This window comes from Streptomyces sp. NPDC058697 (assembly GCF_042715345.1).
Lineage (GTDB): Bacteria > Actinomycetota > Actinomycetes > Streptomycetales > Streptomycetaceae > Streptomyces > Streptomyces liliifuscus.
In genome coordinates, this window is record NZ_JBHXSU010000018.1 from 114,115 (window position 1) to 134,816 (window position 20,702).

The following is a 20,702-nucleotide window of genomic DNA, read 5'->3' on the forward strand; positions in this document are numbered from 1 at the left end:
TGCCGGCTCGGGTACGGGTGCGTTCGTCGGCCCCGGTCCGGATTCACCGCCCCATACCGGTGTCGGTAGCGGTATCAATGCCGGTACCGGTTCGGGCTCGGTGTCCGGTTTGAGCCCGGCGCCCGATTCGAGCGTGGCTTCCGGGACGGGCCCCGCCTCCGCGGCGATGCCGGCCACCGGTACCGCTTCCGCGGCCGTGTCGGCGACGGACACCTGGGGCGAGATGCGGCCCTTCTCGATCAAGACGAAGCTCGGCGCTCTGGTCGTCGTCTCGGTCTTCATCACCACCGGTCTGCTGATGATCGCGGTGCGCACCGAGACGGAGCTGCGCTTCATCACGGTCTTCTCGGTGATCGCGACCCTGCTGATCACCCAGTTCGTGGCGCACTCGCTGACGTCCCCGCTGGACGAGATGAACACCGTGGCCCGGGGCATCTCGCACGGCGACTACACCCGCCGGGTCAGGGGCGCCGACCGCCGCGACGAACTGGGCGACCTGGCCCAGACGATCAACCGCATGGCCGACGACCTGGAGGCCCAGGAGCGCCAGCGCAAGGAACTCGTGGCGAACGTCTCCCACGAGCTGCGCACCCCCATCGCCGGACTGCGCGCGGTCCTGGAGAACGTGGTGGACGGTGTCTCCGCCGCCGACCCCGAGACGATGCGTACGGCCCTGAAGCAGACGGAGCGGCTGGGGCGGCTCGTGGAGACGCTTCTCGACCTCTCCCGCCTGGACAACGGCGTCGTACCGCTGCGCAAGCGCCGCTTCGAGGTGTGGCCGTACCTGTCCGGCGTGCTGAAGGAGGCCAACATGGTCGCCTCCGCGCGCGCGGGCATCGCCTCGGGCTCCGGCAGTCACACGCGTACGGACGTCCATCTGCACCTGGACGTCTCGCCGCCCGAGCTGACCGCGCACGCGGACCCGGAGCGGATACACCAGGTCGTCGCCAACCTCATCGACAACGCGGTCAAGCACAGCCCGCCGCACGGCCGCGTCACCGTGAAGGCCAGGCGCGGCGAGGGACACGAGTCGCTGGACCTGGAGGTCCTGGACGAGGGGCCGGGCATCCCGCGCTCGGAGTGGCACCGGGTCTTCGAGCGGTTCAACCGCGGCGGCGTGGCCGCCCCGCACGGTCCCGGCAGCGACGGCGGTACGGGCCTCGGGCTCGCGATCGCCCGCTGGGCGGTGGATCTGCACGGCGGCCGGATCGGTGTGGCCGAATCCCCGCGTGGCTGCCGGATCCAGGTCACTCTTCCGGGCGTGCCTTCGCTTGACAGGTTGACGTAGGGTTCAAATCGAGAGCCCAAGATCCATGTGTGAAACGTGTGATCGGGCAGCAGGACACGTGTCATCGCGCGGTCCTCGTACGGAGGCTCGGCCTTTCGGGGCCGCAGTCCTGACCCGACGTGTCGGTTCCGCATCGGAACCTCGCTTGTTTCCCGCCATTTCCACCACCGAAACACGCTTTTCGATGTGACTTACGCGACGATGACCAGGCCCGGCCTGACCTACGCGGTCCGGGAGGCGTAGCCTTTATTCCCGCTGTCCATCACCTTGTGAAGCGGAAGAGGGCGGTTGCCGCCGTGTCGCCACAGTCCCCCAGTAACTCGAGCACCTCGACCGAGGACCAAGCCGGGAAGAACCCCGCTGCTGCGTTCGGTCCCAATGAGTGGCTCGTCGACGAGATCTATCAGCAGTACCTCCAGGACCCGAATTCGGTAGACCGAGCCTGGTGGGACTTCTTCGCCGACTACAAGCCGGGCGGCGTAGCCGCCTCGGCCCCGTCGGGTGCCGCGGCCGCGGGGGCCGCGGGTACCACCACGGTCCCTCCGGCCGCACCTGCCGCGCCCGCGGCTCCGGCCCAGGCCGCTCCGGCCCAGGCCCCGGCCGCACCCGCGGCGCCGCAGCCCGCGGCCGCCGCACCGGCGAAGCCCGCCGCCGCTCCTGCCGCGGCTCCGGCGAAGCCCGCCGCGGCCAAGCCGGCCGCCGCGAAGGCCGCACCGGCGTCGGAGGCTCCCGCGGGCCCGGAGTACGTGACGCTGCGCGGACCGAGCGCCGCGGTCGCGAAGAACATGAACGCCTCGCTGGAGCTGCCCACGGCCACGTCCGTGCGCGCGGTCCCGGTGAAGCTGCTCTTCGACAACCGCATCGTCATCAACAACCACCTGAAGCGTGCCCGGGGCGGGAAGATCTCCTTCACCCACCTCATCGGCTACGCGATGGTGCAGGCCATCAAGGCCATGCCGTCCATGAACTACTCCTTCGTGGAGAAGGACGGCAAGCCGACGCTGGTCAAGCCGGAGCACATCAACTTCGGCCTCGCCATCGACCTGGTGAAGCCCAACGGCGACCGCCAGCTGGTCGTCGCGGGCATCAAGAAGGCCGAGACGCTGAACTTCTTCGAGTTCTGGCAGGCCTACGAGGACATCGTCCGCCGCGCCCGTGACGGCAAGCTGACGATGGACGACTTCACGGGCGTGACCGTGTCGTTGACCAACCCGGGCGGCCTCGGCACCGTCCACTCGGTCCCGCGTCTGATGCCCGGTCAGTCGGTCATCATGGGCGTCGGCTCGATGGACTACCCGGCGGAGTTCCAGGGCACGTCCCAGGACACCCTGAACAAGCTCGGCATCTCGAAGGTCATGACGCTCACGTCGACCTACGACCACCGGGTGATCCAGGGCGCCGCGTCGGGCGAGTTCCTGCGCATCGTCGCGAACTACCTCCTCGGCGAGAACGGCTTCTACGACGAGATCTTCGAGGCCCTGCGCATTCCGTACGAGCCGGTCCGCTGGCTCAAGGACATCGACGCCTCGCACGACGACGACGTCACGAAGGCCGCGCGTGTCTTCGAGCTGATCCACTCCTACCGGGTCCGCGGCCACGTCATGGCCGACACCGACCCGCTGGAGTACAAGCAGCGCAAGCACCCCGACCTGGACATCACCGAGCACGGGCTCACCCTGTGGGACCTGGAGCGCGAGTTCGCGGTCGGCGGCTTCGCCGGCAAGTCGATGATGAAGCTGCGCGACATCCTCGGCGTCCTGCGCGACTCGTACTGCCGCACCACCGGTGTCGAGTTCATGCACATCCAGGACCCGAAGCAGCGCAAGTGGATCCAGGACCGCATCGAGCGCTCGAACACCAAGCCGGAGCGCGAGGAGCAGCTGCGCATCCTGCGCCGGCTGAACGCGGCGGAGGCCTTCGAGACCTTCCTGCAGACGAAGTACGTCGGCCAGAAGCGCTTCTCCCTGGAGGGCGGCGAGTCCGTCATCCCGCTGCTCGACGCGGTCCTCGACAGCGCGGCGGAGTCCCGCCTCGACGAGGTCGTCATCGGCATGGCCCACCGCGGCCGCCTGAACGTCCTGGCGAACATCGTCGGCAAGTCGTACGCGCAGATCTTCCGCGAGTTCGAGGGCAACCTCGACCCGAAGTCGATGCACGGCTCCGGTGACGTGAAGTACCACCTGGGCGCCGAGGGCGTGTTCACCGGTCTGGACGGCGAGCAGATCAAGGTCTCGCTGGCCGCCAACCCCTCGCACCTGGAGGCGGTCGACCCGGTCCTGGAGGGTGTCGTCCGCGCCAAGCAGGACGTCATCAACAAGGGCGGCACGGACTTCACGGTCCTGCCCGTCGCCCTGCACGGCGACGCGGCCTTCGCGGGCCAGGGCGTGGTCGCGGAGACCCTGAACATGTCGCAGCTGCGGGGTTACCGCACCGGCGGCACGGTCCACGTGGTCATCAACAACCAGGTCGGTTTCACGGCGGCGCCCGAGTCCTCGCGCTCCTCCATGTACTCGACCGACGTGGCCCGCATGATCGAGGCCCCGATCTTCCACGTGAACGGCGACGACCCGGAGGCCGTGGTCCGCGTCGCGCGGCTGGCCTTCGAGTTCCGTCAGGCGTTCAACAAGGACGTGGTGATCGACCTCATCTGCTACCGCCGCCGCGGTCACAACGAGTCGGACAACCCGGCCTTCACCCAGCCGCTGATGTACGACCTGATCGACAAGAAGCGCTCGGTGCGCAAGCTCTACACCGAGTCGCTGATCGGCCGGGGCGACATCACCCTGGAAGAGGCCGAGCAGGCCCTCCAGGACTACCAGGGCCAGCTGGAGAAGGTCTTCACGGAGGTCCGCGAGGCGGCGAACGCGCCGGCCGAGGCCCATGTCCCGGACGCGCAGCCCGAGTTCCCGGTGACCGTCACCACGGCGGTCTCCCAGGAGGTCGTCAAGCGGATCGCCGAGTCCCAGGTCAACATCCCCGAGCGCGTCACCGTCCACCCGCGTCTGCTGCCGCAGTTGCAGCGCCGCGCGGCGATGGTCGAGGACGGCACGATCGACTGGGGCATGGGCGAGACGCTGGCCATCGGCTCCCTGCTCCTTGAGGGCACCCCGGTGCGCCTCTCGGGCCAGGACTCCCGCCGCGGCACCTTCGGCCAGCGCCACGCGGTGCTGATCGACCGGGAGACGGGCGAGGACTTCACCCCGCTCCAGTACATGTCCGAGGACCAGGCCCGCTACAACATCTACGACTCGCTGCTCAGCGAGTACGCGGCGATGGGCTTCGAGTACGGCTACTCGCTCGCGCGGCCGGAGTCCCTGGTCATGTGGGAGGCGCAGTTCGGCGACTTCGTCAACGGCGCCCAGACGGTCGTGGACGAGTTCATCTCGTCGGCGGAGCAGAAGTGGGGCCAGACGTCGGGCGTCACCCTCCTGCTCCCCCACGGCTACGAGGGCCAGGGCCCGGACCACTCGTCCGCGCGCCCGGAGCGCTTCCTCCAGATCTGCGCGCAGAACAACATGACGGTCGCGATGCCGACCCTCCCGTCGAACTACTTCCACCTCCTGCGGTGGCAGGTGCACAACCCGCACCACAAGCCGCTGGTGGTCTTCACCCCGAAGTCGATGCTCCGCCTCAAGGCGGCCGCGTCGAAGGCGGAGGAGTTCACGACGGGCGGCTTCCGCCCGGTCATCGGCGACGCGTCCGTGGACCCGTCGGCGGTCCGCAAGGTCGTCTTCACGGCGGGCAAGGTCTACTACGACCTCGACGGGGAGCGCATCAAGCGCGGCTCCACGGACACGGCCATCATCCGCATCGAGCGCCTGTACCCGCTCCCGGGTGCCGAGCTCCAGGCGGAGATCGCCAAGTACCCGAACGCCGAGAAGTACCTGTGGGCCCAGGAGGAGCCAGCGAACCAGGGTGCCTGGCCGTTCATCGCCCTCAACCTGATCGACCACCTGGACCTGGCGGTCGGCGCGGACGTTCCTCACGGGGAGCGGCTGCGGCGGATCTCCCGCCCGGCGTCCTCTTCACCGGCCGTGGGCTCGGCGAAGCGGCACCAGGCTGAGCAGGAGCAGTTGGTGCGGGAGGTGTTCGAGGCCTGACGGCTTCGCCACCGCGCAAGCACAAGGCCCGGCCCCGAGTCTGAGGACTCGGGGCCGGGCCCTTTTCCGTTGTCCGCCGTCCTCAGCCGAGATACGCCTCGAAGTCCCAGTAGGGCCGGGTGCGCTGGCGGGCCGAGATGGTGTGGGGGTGCTGGGCGCCCAGGGTGCGGGTGAGGGAGAGCAGGCCGTCCTCCTCCAGCTTCCCCGCCTCCTCCTGCTCCCGTGCCGCACGCAGATCCGCGGAGAGCGCCACCTGGCAGGAGAGGGTGAGCGGGTGCTCCTCGCCGAGCGAGTGCCGGGCGCGGCGGAGGGTGTCGCGGCTCAGCTCGACGGCGTCGGAGATACGGCCGTTGAAGTTGCGCGCGCTGGCCGCGTTGAGCGCACAGCCCAGCACCCAGGGGTGGTCGGGGCCGAGCGTGGCGGTGAGTCCGGCGAGCGCGGACTCGAACATCGACATGGCCTCGGCGCGTTCGCCGGCGGCCTGCATGACCAGGCCGGTGTTGGTGAGCATGCCGGTCGCGACGGGGTGTGCGGGGCCGAGGAGAGCGCGGTAGCCGGCTTCCGCCTCCGCGATCAGATCGCGTGCCTGGCTCAGGTCGCCGTGCTCCCGCAGGAAGTTGCCGTAGTTCGTCAGGAAGGACAGCGTGCGGTAGTGCTCCCGGCCGTGCAGCTGGACCAGTTGTTCCAGGAGGCTGACCATCGAAGGCCCGACGTCCTGCGTGTGGCCACCCTCGCGGCGACGGCACATGGCCAGTTGGGCGCGTGCCTCCAGGGTCTGCGGATGCTGTGCGCCGAGCACCTGCACGTGGAGCCTGACGACCGGCTCCTGGCGCGCGAGGGCGTCGCGGTAGCGGCCGAGGAGACGCAGACTGTGGGTGACCGCGTTGCCCGAGCTGAGGGTGTTGATGTGCCGGGCGCGCAGGACGCTCTCACGCCTGGCGAGGGTCTCCAGGTCGAGTTCGTACGCGTCCGTGTACCTGCCGAGGAGCCGGAGCCCGACGCCGAGATTGTGCCGGGCGACGAGGGTGGGCAGCTCGTGCTGGCCGAGCAGTCGACCCGTACCGTCAAGGACCTCGCGCTGCAGTTCGTACGCCTCCTCGTACCGACCGAGGTGGCGCAAGCTGGTGGCCACAGCACCCTTCGTGGTCAGCTCGCCGAGTTCATTGCGCTGCGGCGCGGACTGCAGCTTCTCCAGGACGCCACGGTCCAGTTCGTACGCATCGCGGAATCTGCCGCTGGCCCGCAGAATGTGGCCCTCTTGGTTGATCAGGTCGAGCATGGGCTGGGCCAGCCGGTCCATGGAACGGTCCCAGCGGTCGTGGATCCGCTGAGCCAGATCCAGTCCGGCGTTGAACTCCCCGCTGCGCAGGCAGTAGCGCAGGCAGTTGAGGACGGCCTCCTGCACCCGGGGGATGTCGCTGCCCAGCGCGCCGGACGGTTCCAGGTGCGGAAGCAACTCCGCGTATCGAGGCCAGTTCCTGCTGTCCACGGGGTTGCCCGGGTCGGCCTCCGCGAGGAGGGTGCGGACGGCACTGCGGTGGATGGCGCGGCTGTCTTCACTGGCCAGTTTGGAAACGATGTCGTGAACCAGCCGGTGCATGTGCACGGACTCCTGGTGCGGGCCCATCTCCGCGCCGGCGGGGCCGCGGGTCTCGCGGGTGAGCACCGAGTAGTTGACCAGCGTGTCCAGGGCCCGGGTCCAGGCGGGCAGGTCGGTGGCCATCCATCGCAGTTCCTCAGGGAGATCGGCCTGCGGGTAGGCGCGAATGAGGCCGAGCGGGATGCGTCCGGGTGCGAACGACGTACACAGGCTCAGCACGTCGATTGCCTGCGGCTGCGAACGACGCAGCCGGTTGAGCAGTATCGACCAAGAGGTCATGGACGACTGCGGGAAACCCTCGCCGGTGGCGGGCTCGTCGACGGTCGACAGCTTGCGTTCGCGGACCATCCGCAGATACTCGGGCACTTCCATGCCGGACTCACCGAGCCAGGAGGCGGCCTGTACGAGCGGCAGCGGAACGTCGCCGAATTCCACGGCCACCTCGTCGGCCTCCTCCGCGGTGATGTGCGGGGCGCGGCGCATGAGGTAGCCGGTGGACTCCGCGCGCAGGAAGGCGGGAATCTCGAGGATTTCCGTGTGCTCGCTCCAGCCGCGGTTGCGGGAAGTGACCAGTACGTGCCCGGGTCCCTGCGGGAGCAGCGCGTCGATGCCGTCGGTGTCGTCCCAGCCGTCGAAGATCAGCAGCCAGCGGGAGTGCGGCTCCCCGCGCCGCAGGGCGTCCCGCACGGCACGAATGCGCTCGCCCGGCTCGCTGCCGCTGCGCAGACCGAGTTCCACGGCGAGTTCGCCGAAACGGTCACGCTGGATGTTGCGGTCGTCGGAGTTGATCCACCACACCATGTCGTAGTCGGGGCTGAAGCGGTGGGCGTACTCGGCGGCCAGCTGGGTCTTGCCGATCCCGGACATGCCGAGCAGTGTGCAGGCGGCGGCACCGCGCTCGGCGTCGGCGAGACGTTGGTGGAGGTTGGTGAGGAGATCGTCGCGGCCCGTGAACCGCGGGTTGCGACGAGGGACCTCTCCCCAGATCTCGGCGCGTGTCTCCGGATAGCGGAGCCGGGTGGGTGCCGCCCTCGTTGTACGACGCCGCTCCAGGCCGAGCCGGCTCAGCAGACGTTCCTCGGCCGCTTCCTCGCTCAGGCCCCACATGCTGGCCGGTTCGAGGACCGCGGTGGCCGGAAGCAGCGGTCGGTTCGTGAGATTGACGGCGGCGAAGCGGTCCGCGTGCGCGGCGACGAAACCGCGCAGGGCGTCGTTCCACTCACCCGCGGGGCGCGGGCCGAGCTCGAAGAACCAGTCGTTGAGGACGAGAAGCACCCGTCCGCTGGACAGCAGCAGGTCACCGAGCGAGTCCTCGAGCGGGACCTCACGAGGCGGGTCCCAGCGCTGCTGGGTGGCCCGGTTGCCGTGCCGTTCCAGACACTGAGCGATCCACGCCGCCCACGAGCGGTGGTAGCCCGGGAAGACCACCAGGAAGTGCTCCGGTGCCGCTGAGCCGCGGTCTGCCGCGCTCTCCCCGCCCGACCGCCGCTGTTCCGCCATCCCAAGCTCCCTGCTCCCGCTGTGTCGCACTCATTCACGTACCGAACGCGACCGATCTTGCACCCAGTGTCACCTGCGGATCCGGGCCGCCACGCCGAGACTCGCATGATGCCTGCCCATCTCCCGGGCGAACTCCCCTCCCGCAAAGGTCAGTTCATCGGATTCAAGCAGGATGGACAAGGCCTCGCTGACTCTCCCCCGATACGACTCGAACTGCTCCGCGGCCCGCTGCCGCCACTCTCCGGGAGTGGCAGGCCCATTCCATGCCCGCCACCAGAGATCGGTGAGAGCCAAGTGCGCGTACGCCCCCTGGAAAACCCCCGGGATGGGGCGCGGGTCCGGCCGCCATCCCACGCGGTGCAGGGTGTCCCCGTCCGGACGGAACAGGGGTATGAGCTCATGGAGGGAAGCCAGCTTGTTGTGATGGGCCTCGTGCACCAGGACTTCCGTCAACTTCGGTGCATCAGAGGGCAGTTGAGCGAGTACGGCGCCGGGAGCGGCCCGGAGTGTGGCGCTCATCGCGGCACCGCCGACGCTTTCCGACAGTGCCAGAGGTACCACGGCGCGCAGCACCGCCATGGTCTCGGCAGCACGCCCGGGGTGGGTCGCCGAGAGCAGCTCATGAGCCTCGCGCCAGCGTTGCGCCCAGAGCCCGTGGGCGGAGAGCGGCCGCTCAGCCGCGGGTAACGCCGCAGGGCCGATCCCTCGTGGCAGCACCCGGTAGGGGTCCAGGTCGTCGAGTACGACCACGCTGCCGGGCAGTACACGCAACGCGGACCAGCTCGGCCCGCCACCGAGCGGGCGCGATGCACCCGGCCGGTTCCGGGCCGCAGGGCTCAGCAGTTCCACTCCATCGCCCGCTCCGTCCGTGATCCGAACCAGCCCGGCGTGGCTGCTCAGGAGGGCGCGGCCCGACAGGCAGCGGAGCATACCGAGGCCAGGCAGTGTCAAGGTGCCTGCCGGCAGTGTCAGCGTGCCGCTGACCCGGCAACCCGCGCGCACGGCGGCGGCGACAGCGACACCGCCCAGGTGGGCCAGATGCCTTTCGAAGGCGGGGCCGTCGGGCGCCGCGAGCGCCGCGGAGAGCCACGCCCCGATCATCGGGTAGTCAAGGAGGTCACGGACCGCTGCGGCATCGGTTCGCTCCGCACGTTCGAGCAGCGCCCAGTCGCTCTTGAAGCGTTGGCGCACAGCAGGGGACAGCAGGGTGCTTCGCCGTTCGACAAGGACGAGCAGCGACTTGAGAAGGAGCAGTCGACGCGCGTGGAGTCCGGCACGCAGTGCCGCCGTACCGGCCGGCGAAGGTCGGGTACTCGCCAGCTCCGTGAAGACCTCCGAGGCGATGGCCGACGGAGTCATCCCGCTTTTTCCTCACCCCGTGACGAGTCCGTGCATCCGACCGGAAACGAACGCACAGCAAGCTCTCTTCGCACCCGGGCCGGATCGCTGCCGGTGTGCCAGACGTCCCCGAACTCACCTGGATCTCGCAGTACTTGATCGACAGCAGCGACGAGCCCCGGATCATCCATGGCACGCAATGTCCGCAGGTCGACGTCGGTGAGGTCGGGCAGGGCCACCGTCCGTCCGGTGTCCCGGCCAGGGTCGGCCGCCCGATTCCTCTGCTCCCCCACCCTCGGCTCCTCCCTGCCGACGCCCGCCCCGCACGGCCGCAACGGCTGCCCAGTTCTTCCCGACGCTTGGGAATCAGAAACCCTTACCGATCAACTCCGGTCATGCGCCGCGCGGTTGAGCCGCTCCTCGGACCAGGGATACCAGGGCGGCGAGGCGCGGCTCCACTCGTCGTCCGGCAGGGGCCGCCGCCCGCTCGGCGAAGCCGTTCGCGCGGCGAGTTCCTCCGCCGCCGTGCGGGTCGACTCGACGTCGTCCCAGTCGACTTCGGTGAGCACTCCGACGAGCCGCTGCCACTGGTCGCGGGCCGCCCGGTAGGCCTCGCCGGCCGCGGCGGGGCGTCCCATGAGGGCGAGGACCGCGGCGCGGCCGTGCAGCGCGCGGGCGGCCGTCACCGAGCCGGGGTCGTCGCCGTGGGCCCGCCTGGCCTCGCCCGCCGCGGCCTCGTACGCCTGGAGCGCGTCGGCCAGGACGGGCGCCCCGGCGCGGTGCCACAGTTCCAGGCGCACCCGCCCCAACTGGAGCCAGGACTGGGCCTGTACGCCGTCGCCGGCGGCGGACCGGACCGCCTGGCCCAGCAGATGCCGGCTCTCGTACAGGTCCGGCAGGAAGCCCAGATGGCGGAACCGCTGTGCCAGCGCGCTCCCGATGAGTCCCTGGAGTCTGCCGCGCTGGTCGGACCGGGCGGGCAGGGACTTGAGGGCCTCGCGCAGGACGTTCTCGGCCCGGTCGACGATGCCGGTGCCGTCCGGACGGGAGGCGCGGCGGAGCAGTGACTCGCCCCAGACGGTGAGGAGTTCGCAGCGCCGGACACTGTCCGGCGGGGCGAGCATGGCGGCAGTCTCGTACGCCTCGTCGGCCGCCGGGTGGTCGCCCGCGGCGTCGTGGAAGGCGGCCCGGGCGGCCAGGCAGGACAGGCGCAGGGCCGGGTCGTCGGCCGCGGCGCGTTCGGCGCGTACGAGGGCGTCGTGGGCCTCGGATCCGTCGCTCCCGGCGGCGTGCAGGGCGCGGGCGAGATCCAGCAGGGCCGGGCCGCGTACGGCGTCGGAGGCGCCCTCGCTGTCCAACAGGGCGCATCCTTCGCGGAGTTCGGGGACCGCCTCGCCGGGCCGGTCGAGGTCGAGCAGCAGTCGTCCGCGGCGCAGCAGCCTCGCGCGGCGCAGGGGTGCGGGCCAGGGGCCGTCCGGGTCCGGCGGGACGTCGGGGCCGCCGAGAACGCCGAGTGCGGCGGTGAGGTGTGCGGTGTCGGCGGTGAGGCGCCACAACTCGTGCCGGGACGCGGCGAGTTCCAGCGCGGCCTCGCTGCGGTGGGGGCTGTCGGCCGGTGCCGTGCGGTGGGCGCGGGTGAACTCGGCGACGGCGGCGTTCAGGAGTTCCGCGCGGCGGTCGCCGGTGCGCGCGGCCGCGGTGCCGGCCTCCGCCCGCAGGACCCGGCCGAGGAGCAGATGGGCGCGTACGGCGTCGGGGAGGCCGGTGCCGCCCTGGCGTACGGCCGCTTCGGCCTGTTCCTTCGCGCGGCGCAGGACGGTCGGGTCGGCCAGTGCCTGCCACTGGCCGAGGAGCCGCTCGGCCTCGGCGAGGGGTACGGGCGTCTCCAGGTCGGGGAGGTAGAAGCGCAGGACGCGGGCGGGGATGCGGGCGAACAGTTCGGCCTCGACATCGCCCTGGTCGTCCTGGGGGCCCTCGCCGTCGGTGACGCCGGTCGCGGTGACGGTGGTGGCGTGGTCGGCGAGGCGGGCGGCGGCGAACGCGGCGAAGTTGCGGGTGCCCTTGCCGAAGTGGCGTTCCACGTAGGCGGAGCAGTGTTTGAGGACGAGTCCGGCGGTGTCCTGGTCGAGCGAGCCGAGCAGCAGGTCCTGGATGCGGCCCGGGTAGACGAAGCAGGGCTGTCGTTCGGTGCCGGGCAGTTGCCTGAGCAGGCCGCCCAGGAGGACTTCGGCCAGTTCCATGGGTCCGGTGTCCGGGAGCATGGCCCGCTGGACGAGTTGCATCACGGGCAGGGTGAGCGGGGCCGCGGCGAGGTACACGGCCAGCCGGACCGCGCCGGGCGAGGCGCCGGCGCGGAAGGCGCGCAGGAGTTCGTCGTCACTGCGTGGGGCGGGGGGCTGCGCGGGCAGGCTCTGCGCGGGGGCGGGGGTGGTCCAGGCGGCCCAGGCCCGTTCGCTGGTGGGGCCGGTGCCGGACAGGAGGCGGGAGAAGGCCTCGAAGGCCTCGGGGGTCGGCTGGAGCACCGGCACGGGGCGGGCTCCGGCGGCGGGCTCGTCCCAGGGTTCCTCGTCGGGCAGGAAGGTGGTGCGTCCGCCGGTCTCCGCCTGCCTGACCAGCAGGCCCGGTTCGGCGGGCAGTGCGGTGCGGCCCCAGAGCCGGGGCGGCAGCGGCTGGACGACGGCGAGCGGCGAGGTGCGGGGCCAGCCGTGCAGGAGCCGCTGTGCGCTGCCGTTCTGCCACAGGGGGCCCACGCAGTCGCTGATCACGAGGGTGAGCCAGCGGCCCGTGGGGTCGTGGAACTCGTCGGCCGAGCGCAGCCGGGTGTGGTGGCTCGGCCCGGCGGTGGTGCCGATGAGCGGGATGCCACCGTCGTCCGCGTACAGGTGGTGGACCCGGACGCTGCCGAAGGCGCCGGACTGCTGGCAGGCCTGGCGCAGTTCCTCGACCAGTTGGCCCCATACGGCCATCGCGGGGCCGGTGTCCATCAGGAGCTGGATGTCGCAGCGCCGGCGGCGGCCCGGGCGGCGGACGGGCACCAGGACTCCGCTGGCGGCCGCGTGGTCGGCGGTCGCCTCCTCGTCGATCGCTCCGTCCCGGGGCGGGGCGGCGGGCCCCCGGTAGCGGCCCAGGGCGCGCAGCGCCTGTTCGAGGCCCAGCAGGCCCGGCAGCGCGGTGGCCGCCGGGGCGCGTACCGGGAAGACCTGCCGGGCGCCGTCGGCCTGCGGACCGGCACCACCGCCCGCGGTGTGCAGGGGGACGGCGCCGAGCGAGCTGTCGGTGCCGGGTTCCCGGCCGGTCCCGGGGGTGTGGTCCGCCGGTGAGCGGATGGCCGGCCCCGTCCCGTTCTCCGGCGGGGCCGACGGGTCGGCCGGCCTCCGGTCCTGCCCGGCGCGGGGCGGCGCCGGGTCGAGCCAGCGGGACAGCCAGACGGCGTCGGCCACCTCTTCGGCGGTGGGGTCGAGACCGCCCCGGCGCAGCCGGCCGATCAGGTCCTCCAGATGCATCCCGTGCATCCGGCTCACCGCGAGCGGTCGAGTGGGTGCATGAGCAGGTCCGCGATCCGCTCGCGGGTGAGGCGCTCCGCGTGGGGGGTGTGCTGGGTGAGGAAGAGGGCGTTGAGCAGTTGGTCGGCGGCGACGACCTCGCCGGGCTCCCGGTCGAGGAAGCGGTCGATGAGGTCGCGGCCCTGCTCGACGCTCTCGCCGCCGAGGTGTGCCTCGACCATGGCGGTGAGCTGTTCCTCGCCGGGCGGTTCGAGCTCCAGCTGGATGCAGCGCCGCAGAAGGGGCGCGGGGAAGTCCCTCTCCCCGTTGGACGTCAGGATGATGAGGGGAAAGGCGGTGCAGGCGATGCGTCCGCCGTGCACGGGCACGCGGCGGCCGTCGTGGGTGAGGACCTCGACGACGGGTTCGCGGTCGGCCACGCGCTCCAGCTCGGGGATGGCGAACTCGCCCTCCTCCAGCGTGTTCAGCAGGTCGTTGGGCAGATCGAGGTCGCTCTTGTCGAGTTCGTCGATCAGCAGGACACGGGGCACCTCGGCGGGCAGCAGCGCGGTGCCGAGGGGGCCGAGTCGTACGTACGATCCGATGCCGGACGGGGCGGCCGCGGGGGCGGCGGTGGCGCCCTGGGCCCGCTCCAGCTGGACGTCCTGGAGGCGGCCGATGGCGTCGTAGCGGTACAGGCCGTCCTGGAGTGTGGTGCGGCTGACGACGGGCCAGCGCAGTACCCGGCCGAGGCCCAGCTCGTGTGCCACGGCGTAGGCGAGGGTGGACTTGCCGGTGCCCGGGTTGCCGGTGACGAGGAGGGGGCGGCGCAGATAGAGGGCCGCGTTGACGGCGTCGACCTCGGCGGGCCTGGGCGCGTAGTTCTCCACGAGGCGCCGCCGTACGCCGAGCCGGCGGGCGCTGCTGGGGTCGTCCGGTCCGGACTCGGGTCGGTCGGGTGCCGCCGCGAAGTCCCGCCAAGGGGGCGGCGGGGGTAACTGCCGCACACCGTCGTGCGGCTGACCCACCCCGCGGTAGATCCGCCAGTCGTTCACCATGGGCTCCTCCCGGCTCTGGTGATCATGCAGCGGGTCCCGGCTGTTCGATGTACGACGTTACCGCCGGTGTGCCGGGCCTGCCGAGCTTCCTGTTCGTCCGATATCGAATCCGGTATCGAATCCGGTCAACGAACATCCGTGCGAGGCAAGGGAGTTGGGAGTCGATTCACGTGTCGGGGGCTGCCATGAGGGGCGGTTGCATGGGTTCCGTTCCGTGCGGCGGACGATCCGGCGGATCGAACAGTACAGCGATGTCGCCCACGAGACCCTCCGCCGTGTCGGGATCCGACACCCGGATCCTGAGCTCGCGCACCTGCCGGTGCAGACCCTCTGCCCCGCCCGCCAGACCCAGCAACTGCCCGGCCTGCGAGTGGAATTCGCGGCATTCTCCATGGTCGTGGCCGTCCCTGCGCCACAGCACCAGGGGGTGCCCGGCGGCGAGCGCGGCCGCCATCGCGTCGAAGCCGGGACCGCTCCCGACCGGACCGCAGTGGACGGGAACGCACGCGTCGTCCATGCCCGAGAGCCGGCCGTACGCCGCCATCCTGCCCTCCGGGCGTCCCGTCGCCGGGTGCCCCTGCGCAGTCGCCTCGCCCCTCAGTGACCCGGCGGACAGCGGCCGGTTCGCCACGCCCGCCCATCTGCGGCGCCATTCGGGGCTGGGCGGCCGGGTGCCCCGCCGGCGGTCCCGGATGACGACGACCCTGCGCAGTCCCAGCGGCATGGACTGTTCGTCGAAGAGGTCGGCGTCGTCCCAGCCGTCGTCGGCGCTGAGCCGCCAGTCGTCGAGCGGTACGTCGAACAGCCGGCGCGGCAGGAACGCCTCGACCGCGGCCAGGTGTTCGCCGCGGTCGCCCAGGCGCAGGGCCTCCGCCAGCGGCTCCCTGAGGTACTGGTGCAGTTCGTCGCGGTGCACCCCCTGGTCGTTGCTGTAGAGCGGGGTGACGTCCTGGCCGTCGTAGAGGAGCTTGACGCTCAGGGGGTACCGCTCTCCGTAGACGGGCTCCCCGACGTCGACGAGGACGTCGGCCCGGGCCCGGGACGGCGTCCGGGCGACCGTGGCGGCGGCCGTCGGCGCCCGGAGGGCCTCCTCGGACAGGCGGTCCAGGAGGGCGTCGATGTCCTCCCGGATGGCCTGGCGTGCGGAGAGGGTCGCCTGCTCGGTGATCCAGGCGGTGAAGGCGCGCAGCCGGTCGCGGTCCACGTCGGCGGGGTGGTCGAGGGCGGCCTGCCTGGCCACCTTCGCCGCGTACAACAGGACGGCGTCGAGGGCCAGTTCGGGTCTGCCGCCGTGGTCGCCCGGGTCCCGCAGGCCGTGCAGGAGTCCGGCGCCCTCGCGCCAGGTGCGCGGGTCGTGCTCGATGGGCGAGCGGTAGTCCTCCTGCACCACACGGGACTTGACCTCGTGGACGAGGTGCATGACCTCGCCCGGGCCGCCGGGCGGCGGGAGATGGGCGAAGTGCCCGTAGAGACGGACGCGCAGTCCGGGGTCGAGTCCCTGGCCGCCGGGACCCCGCAGCCGGGTCTGGGCCCTGGTCCAGTCCGCGCCCGCCGACGGGTCGTTGAAGCGGCCGAGGTGGTGGAGGTCGTGCTCCCCCATGACGGTGTGCAGGATCTCGCCGCCCCGCACGTCGTACAGCTCGCGCAGCGCGGTGATCGGGACGGCGGCTCCCTCGTGCCGGCCGCGCCCCTTGTTCATGCCGATGACGGCGCCGTGCCGCAGATCGACCACGGGCCCGCCCGAGACTCCCTCGACCGGCGTCTGGCCGGTGAGGAGCAGCGCCTTGCCGTCGAGGGCCGACGCCTGTCCGATGCCGTGCCGCATACCGAGGTCGCCGGTCTGCCGTGACCAGCCGTGCAGGCTGACCGGAGCGGGGATGGTCGGCGCCCGGTCGCTCAGCCAGACGCACGGCGCCCCGTCCGCGCCCCGGACCCTGACGAGCGCGATGTCCGGGAACCGCCAGCTGCCGCGGGCCCCGTCGGGCTCCTCGGGACGCGGTTTGGCGAGCACCACCTCGCCGGTGGTCCTGCCGCCCTGCCAGGTCACGCCGACGGCGTTGCCACTTCGCCACACGGCCGCTCCCCCCTTTCCCACGACATGGGCGCAGGTCAGCAGCCAGCCGGGTGCTATGAAGAAACCGCTGCCCCAGTACTCCTCACGGTCCGGTGCATACCCGTCGCCCGGGGCCACGATGCGCGCGAGCGAGGGGCGCACCATCTCCTCAAGGGCGCTCATCCGGTGCCGGAGGCCGAGGGTCCGGGCTGCCCGTCGCCGCCGTCTCCCTGCCCCGCACCCGCCGCGCCCGCCTGCCCCGCGGGCTCGGTCCAGGTCAGCGACACGGAAAGGGAAGCCTGGCCACCGCCTCCCGCGATGGCTCCTACGATCCTGCCTGCCTGCGCCGACAGTTCGATGCCGAAGCTCACGGCCACCTCGACCGGTGCCGGGGTGTCCAGACCGGCGCGCAGGGAGCGCACGACGCCACCGACCGCGTCGGCCAGTCCGCCCGCCATGTCGACGATCCGGTCCCCGACCCCGGTGTCCTGATATCCGTCCCCGTCCAGCGCGGCCTCGTCCGCCGCACTGACCCTGGCCCATACGACGGTCCCGTCGTCGAGCCGTATCCGTTCGATCCCTCCACCCACGGCGCCCCCGTCCGTTCGCTGCCGGTTTCCCTTTGCCAACTGTGAAGCTCCCCCTACCGCAGGGAAGGAGAAGGCTAACTCCCGACCTGGGACATGTGCGAGGGGCACCTGTGCGGGGGCACCTGTTGCTGAGGGCTCCCGAAGACCGGATCCGGCGGGCAGTACATAGGCTGTGACCGGAAGCGGAACACTGACGCACGCACGCAGGAGAACCCCCCATGTATTTCACCGACCGCGGCATCGAGGAACTGGAGAAGCGGCGCGGCCAGGAAGAGGTCACCTTCGAGTGGCTCGCCGAACAACTCCGCACGTTCGTCGACCTCAACCCGGACTTCGAGATCCCAGTCGAACGCCTGGCCACCTGGCTGGCCCGCCTGGACGACGAGGACGAGGACGATGAGTAGGGCCTGGGCGGGGGTGGCGTAGGGGTTGGTCGAGCTGGGCGTAGGGCTTGGGCGAGCTTGGTGCAAGGCCTGGCCGGGGTGGCGTGAGGCCTGTTCAGGGTTGGCGTGAGGCCCGGTCGGGGTTGAAGTAGGGCCTGGGCAAGGTTCGGGCCGGGTGCTTCCGGCGCCCGCTGCGGGGCAGTCGCGTGGGCGCATGAGGTCGTACGCCAGTCCGAGCGCCCCGTGCGCCAGCAGGCGCGCCCCCGCCGCGAGCCAACCGCCGCCATGTCTCGGGGTGCGCCCCAGGCGGTGAGCTGCGCCCTCAGCGGTTGGGCCACCGCCCTGGCCGTCGGCATCCCTGGCCCGTACTCGCCCCGTGGTGGGAGACCGACCACGGCGGTTGCATCCTCGCAGCCGGTTCCGCCGCCCGGTCGGCCACGGGTGGCTCGCCAACGGCACGTCCGTGGGCGAGAGCGAGGACGAGAGCGAGGCCATGCGTGCCCTCGCTGTGCGGCTGGGCCTCGACCCGATCCCGGACCTGCAGTCCCTGACGGCCGCACGAAAACGGACCCCGCCGACCCCGACCCTCGCCCATGAGCCCGACCCCGATGCCGACGCCGGGCCCGCCTGTGCGGCCTCCCGGCCGTCTTCACGCGCGCGAGCGCCACGCCGTCCGCGCGGAACTCGCTGCCGTCGAGCGGGGATCACTCGGTCCCTGGCTGGCCGGGCCGACACCCTCAGGACGTCTGTGGAGACTCTGGCTCGTCGAGCGGCAGGTGCCCAGATTGGGGGGCTTTAGGGTAGTCAATCACCCACAGATCACCAGAACGAGTGCCTTGACTTCGCCGAAGCGCGATATATCGTGTCTATTGGAAGACGCGATATGGCGTGTCGCGTCCCGCCCCGGCCGAGGAGGTCAGCACCATGTCCGAGTGGTCCGTCACAGAGCCCGGCAAGCTCACGTTCGACGAACCGGTGTCGGCCCTCCATGTGCGCATCGCCAATGGAACGGTGAACGTCGTGGGGGTCGACGAGGGTTCCACCCGGCTCGAAGTGTCCTCGATAGAGGGACCACCTCTGGTGGTGACCCAGGAGGACGGCACGCTCACGGTCGCCTACGAGGACCTGCCCTGGAAGGGCTTCCTCAAATGGCTCGACCGCAAGGGCTGGCGCCGCAACGCGGTGGTCTCCCTGGCCGTTCCGGCACGTACACGCGTCGAGGTCGGCGTGGTCAGTGCCACCGCCGTGATCTCCGGTGTCGACGGGCGCGCGGTGGTGAAGGGCATCTCCGGCGACACGACACTCGTGGGACTCTCCGGCCCGGTGCGCGCGGACACGGTGTCGGGGAACGTGGAGGCGCAGGCCCTCACCGGCGACCTCCGGCTCAACTCCGTCTCCGGCGACCTGACCGTCATCGAGGGCTCCAGCCCCTCCGTGCGGGTCGAGTCGGTCAGCGGTTCCGTGATCGTCGACCTCGACCCGGCGGGGCGGCCCAGCGACATCAGCCTGACCAGCATCTCGGGCGAGATCGCCATCCGCCTGCCGCATCCGGCCGACGCGGAGGTCCAGGTGGACTCGGCGAGCGGCACGGTCTCCAGCGCCTTCGAGGACCTGAGGGTCGGCGGCCACTGGGGCGCCAAGAAAATCACAGGCAGGCTGGGCGCGGGGAACGGCCGGTTGAAGGCGACCACCGTCTCGGGCTCCATCGCCCTACTGCGACGGCCCCCTTCGGAGGACGAACCATGGGACGAGGGAGTGGATTTCAAGAAGGAGGCGGACTTCGGGGAGGATGAGCCGGAGGACACGGTTCCCGTTGGGGCCGGGTCCGAGCACAGCAAGGGGCACAGCGCGGTGCCCGAGGACACGGCGCCCGGCACTCACGCCGGCGCCGGACCGGGCGCCTCACCGACGGACGGCCCCGCCAAGTCCCCCACTTCGGGCGCGACCCCCGCCGCGGCCCCCGACGCCGGCCCCACCGAGCATTCCGACGCCGGCGTCACCGACGACCCGACCCACGAGAAGGGGCTCTGACATGGCTCCCGTCTTTGCCCATGGCCGCCTGCGGCTCTACCTGCTGAAGCTCCTGGACGAGGCACCGCGCCACGGCTACGAGGTGATCCGCCTCCTGGAAGAGCGCTTCCAGGGGCTGTACGCGCCGTCGGCCGGCACCGTGTACCCCCGGCTGTCCAAGCTGGAGGCCGAGGGCCTGGTCACCCACACCACCGAGGGCGGCCGGAAGGTGTACGCGATCACGGACGCGGGCCGGGCCGAGCTGGCCGACCGCAGTGGTGAACTGGTCGATCTGGAGCTGGAGATCCGCGAGTCGGTGGCCGAGCTCGCCGCGGAGATCCGTGCCGATGTGCGCGGCGCGGCGGGTGATCTGCGCCGGGAGATGCGGGCGGCGGCGAGCGAGGCACGGCGGAGTTCCACGGGAGCAGGCGCCAAGGGGGAGCGCGCCGAACACGAGGGCGCCCACGGGGACTTCACGGACTACGGCGACAAGGAGGCGTGGCGTATCGCGAAGGAGGAGATGCGCCGCGTCAAGCAGGAGTGGAAGGAGCAGGCCCGGCGCGCCAAGGACGAGAGCCGGCGGGCCCGCGAGGATGCCCAGCGGGCACGCCACCAGGCCAAGGAGGCCCAGGAGCGGGCACGGGCACAGGCCCAGGAGGAGCTCCAGCGCATCGCCAAGCGCGTCCAGGACCAGGTTCAGGACCACTTCACCCGGGGCGACTGGCCGACGGGCGTGCGCGAGGGAATCACCGAACTGGCCAAGGAATTCGGCGAGTTCGGAAAGGACTTCGGCAAGGAGTTCGGGAAGGACTTCGGCTTCGGCCGACCGGGAGCAGGAAAGGGGTCGGGGACGGGAGCAGGGGCCGGCGCTGGGGCAAGCGCCGGGGCCGGGGCAGGTGCTGGTGCGAGGGAGCCCGATTACACGGTCACCCCTGAGGACTTCCCCGCCGATTACGAACCCTCCTGGGCCCACGAGGACTCCACGGGCGACCCCGCCCGCGACCTCGACCGCCTCCTGGACCGCTTCCGCGACGACATCCGCGACGCGGCCCGCGACCACGGGGTGACGGAGGAACAACTGCGCGACGCCCGACGCCACTTGTCGACGGCGGCGGCACACATAGGGGCGGCGCTGCGGACGCCCAAGGGCTGACCGGAGGCCTGCCGGGGCGGGGGGCACCCATCGACTCCAGGGCGCCCCGCCCCGGCAGGCTCCGGCGACGGGCCCACCACCACCGGCTCCCGCGACGGGCCGGGCAGAACCGGGCTGAGCCTGACCGGGCCAACCATGGTCGTCCCG

Annotated in this window: 11 protein-coding genes; 5 read left to right on the top strand and 6 right to left on the bottom strand. The window is 71.5% G+C overall.

The window, feature by feature from the left end; all coding sequences use genetic code 11:
* The first annotated feature begins 223 nt into the window (after positions 1-223).
* Positions 224-1,288, top strand: coding sequence for an ATP-binding protein (locus tag ACFWXQ_RS33340; protein ID WP_200401516.1), 1,065 nt, complete (start codon positions 224-226; stop codon positions 1,286-1,288).
* Between the two features lie 296 nt (positions 1,289-1,584).
* On the top strand, positions 1,585-5,388 hold the full coding sequence (locus ACFWXQ_RS33345; RefSeq protein ID WP_386269823.1) for a multifunctional oxoglutarate decarboxylase/oxoglutarate dehydrogenase thiamine pyrophosphate-binding subunit/dihydrolipoyllysine-residue succinyltransferase subunit: 3,804 nt from the start codon (positions 1,585-1,587) through the stop codon (positions 5,386-5,388).
* 82 nt (positions 5,389-5,470) lie between these two features.
* On the opposite strand, the gene fxsT is transcribed toward ACFWXQ_RS33345, so the two are convergent.
* The 6 genes from fxsT to ACFWXQ_RS33375 all read right to left on the bottom strand — a co-directional run bounded on the left by fxsT (position 5,471) and on the right by ACFWXQ_RS33375 (position 17,009).
* Positions 5,471-8,488, bottom strand: a complete 3,018-nt coding sequence (gene fxsT, locus ACFWXQ_RS33350) for an FxSxx-COOH system tetratricopeptide repeat protein (RefSeq protein ID WP_383947902.1) — start codon at positions 8,486-8,488, stop codon at positions 5,471-5,473.
* Positions 8,489-8,557: 69 nt separating this feature from the next.
* Positions 8,558-9,847 carry an aKG-HExxH-type peptide beta-hydroxylase gene (locus ACFWXQ_RS33355; protein WP_383947906.1) on the bottom strand — a complete coding sequence of 430 codons (1,290 nt, stop codon included), beginning with the start codon at positions 9,845-9,847 and terminating at the stop codon, positions 8,558-8,560.
* A gap of 362 nt (positions 9,848-10,209) precedes the next feature.
* On the bottom strand, positions 10,210-13,338 hold the full coding sequence (locus tag ACFWXQ_RS33360; protein WP_383947908.1) for an SAV_2336 N-terminal domain-related protein: 3,129 nt from the start codon (positions 13,336-13,338) through the stop codon (positions 10,210-10,212).
* 5 nt (positions 13,339-13,343) lie between these two features.
* A complete protein-coding gene (locus ACFWXQ_RS33365) occupies positions 13,344-14,363 on the bottom strand; it encodes an AAA family ATPase (RefSeq protein ID WP_383947935.1) in 1,020 nt (339 codons plus the stop codon).
* Between the two features lie 169 nt (positions 14,364-14,532).
* Positions 14,533-16,602 (bottom strand): trypsin-like peptidase domain-containing protein, encoded by a 2,070-nt coding sequence (locus tag ACFWXQ_RS33370; protein ID WP_383947911.1) that lies wholly within the window; start codon positions 16,600-16,602, stop codon positions 14,533-14,535.
* Positions 16,599-17,009 (bottom strand): CU044_2847 family protein, encoded by a 411-nt coding sequence (locus ACFWXQ_RS33375; RefSeq protein WP_307521506.1) that lies wholly within the window; start codon positions 17,007-17,009, stop codon positions 16,599-16,601. The genes ACFWXQ_RS33370 and ACFWXQ_RS33375 overlap by 4 nt, the downstream gene beginning before the upstream one ends.
* A gap of 218 nt (positions 17,010-17,227) precedes the next feature.
* Between ACFWXQ_RS33375 and ACFWXQ_RS33380 the strand changes: the two genes are divergently transcribed.
* The 3 genes from ACFWXQ_RS33380 (at position 17,228) to ACFWXQ_RS33390 (ending at position 20,555) form a co-directional block, all read left to right on the top strand.
* Complete coding sequence (locus tag ACFWXQ_RS33380) at positions 17,228-17,413, top strand: DUF6104 family protein (RefSeq protein ID WP_267027230.1); 186 nt, start codon at positions 17,228-17,230, stop codon at positions 17,411-17,413.
* Positions 17,414-18,316: 903 nt separating this feature from the next.
* Positions 18,317-19,423, top strand: coding sequence for a hypothetical protein (locus ACFWXQ_RS33385; protein WP_383947914.1), 1,107 nt, complete (start codon positions 18,317-18,319; stop codon positions 19,421-19,423).
* A gap of 1 nt (position 19,424) precedes the next feature.
* Positions 19,425-20,555, top strand: coding sequence for a helix-turn-helix transcriptional regulator (locus ACFWXQ_RS33390; protein ID WP_383947917.1), 1,131 nt, complete (start codon positions 19,425-19,427; stop codon positions 20,553-20,555).
* Positions 20,556-20,702: the final 147 nt, after the last annotated feature.

Bases quoted from the DNA above. Each gene is read 5' to 3' on its own strand.
- ACFWXQ_RS33385 (WP_383947914.1), top strand. From the start codon at position 18,317: ATGTCCGAGTGGTCCGTCACAGAGCCCGGCAAGCTCACGTTCGACGAA.
- ACFWXQ_RS33390 (WP_383947917.1), top strand. From the start codon at position 19,425: ATGGCTCCCGTCTTTGCCCATGGCCGCCTGCGGCTCTACCTGCTGAAG.
- ACFWXQ_RS33360 (WP_383947908.1), bottom strand. From the start codon at position 13,338: ATGCACGGGATGCATCTGGAGGACCTGATCGGCCGGCTGCGCCGGGGC.
- ACFWXQ_RS33380 (WP_267027230.1), top strand. From the start codon at position 17,228: ATGTATTTCACCGACCGCGGCATCGAGGAACTGGAGAAGCGGCGCGGC.
- ACFWXQ_RS33370 (WP_383947911.1), bottom strand. From the start codon at position 16,602: ATGAGCGCCCTTGAGGAGATGGTGCGCCCCTCGCTCGCGCGCATCGTG.
- ACFWXQ_RS33355 (WP_383947906.1), bottom strand. From the start codon at position 9,847: ATGACTCCGTCGGCCATCGCCTCGGAGGTCTTCACGGAGCTGGCGAGT.
- fxsT (WP_383947902.1), bottom strand. From the start codon at position 8,488: ATGGCGGAACAGCGGCGGTCGGGCGGGGAGAGCGCGGCAGACCGCGGC.
- ACFWXQ_RS33340 (WP_200401516.1), top strand. From the start codon at position 224: ATGCGGCCCTTCTCGATCAAGACGAAGCTCGGCGCTCTGGTCGTCGTC.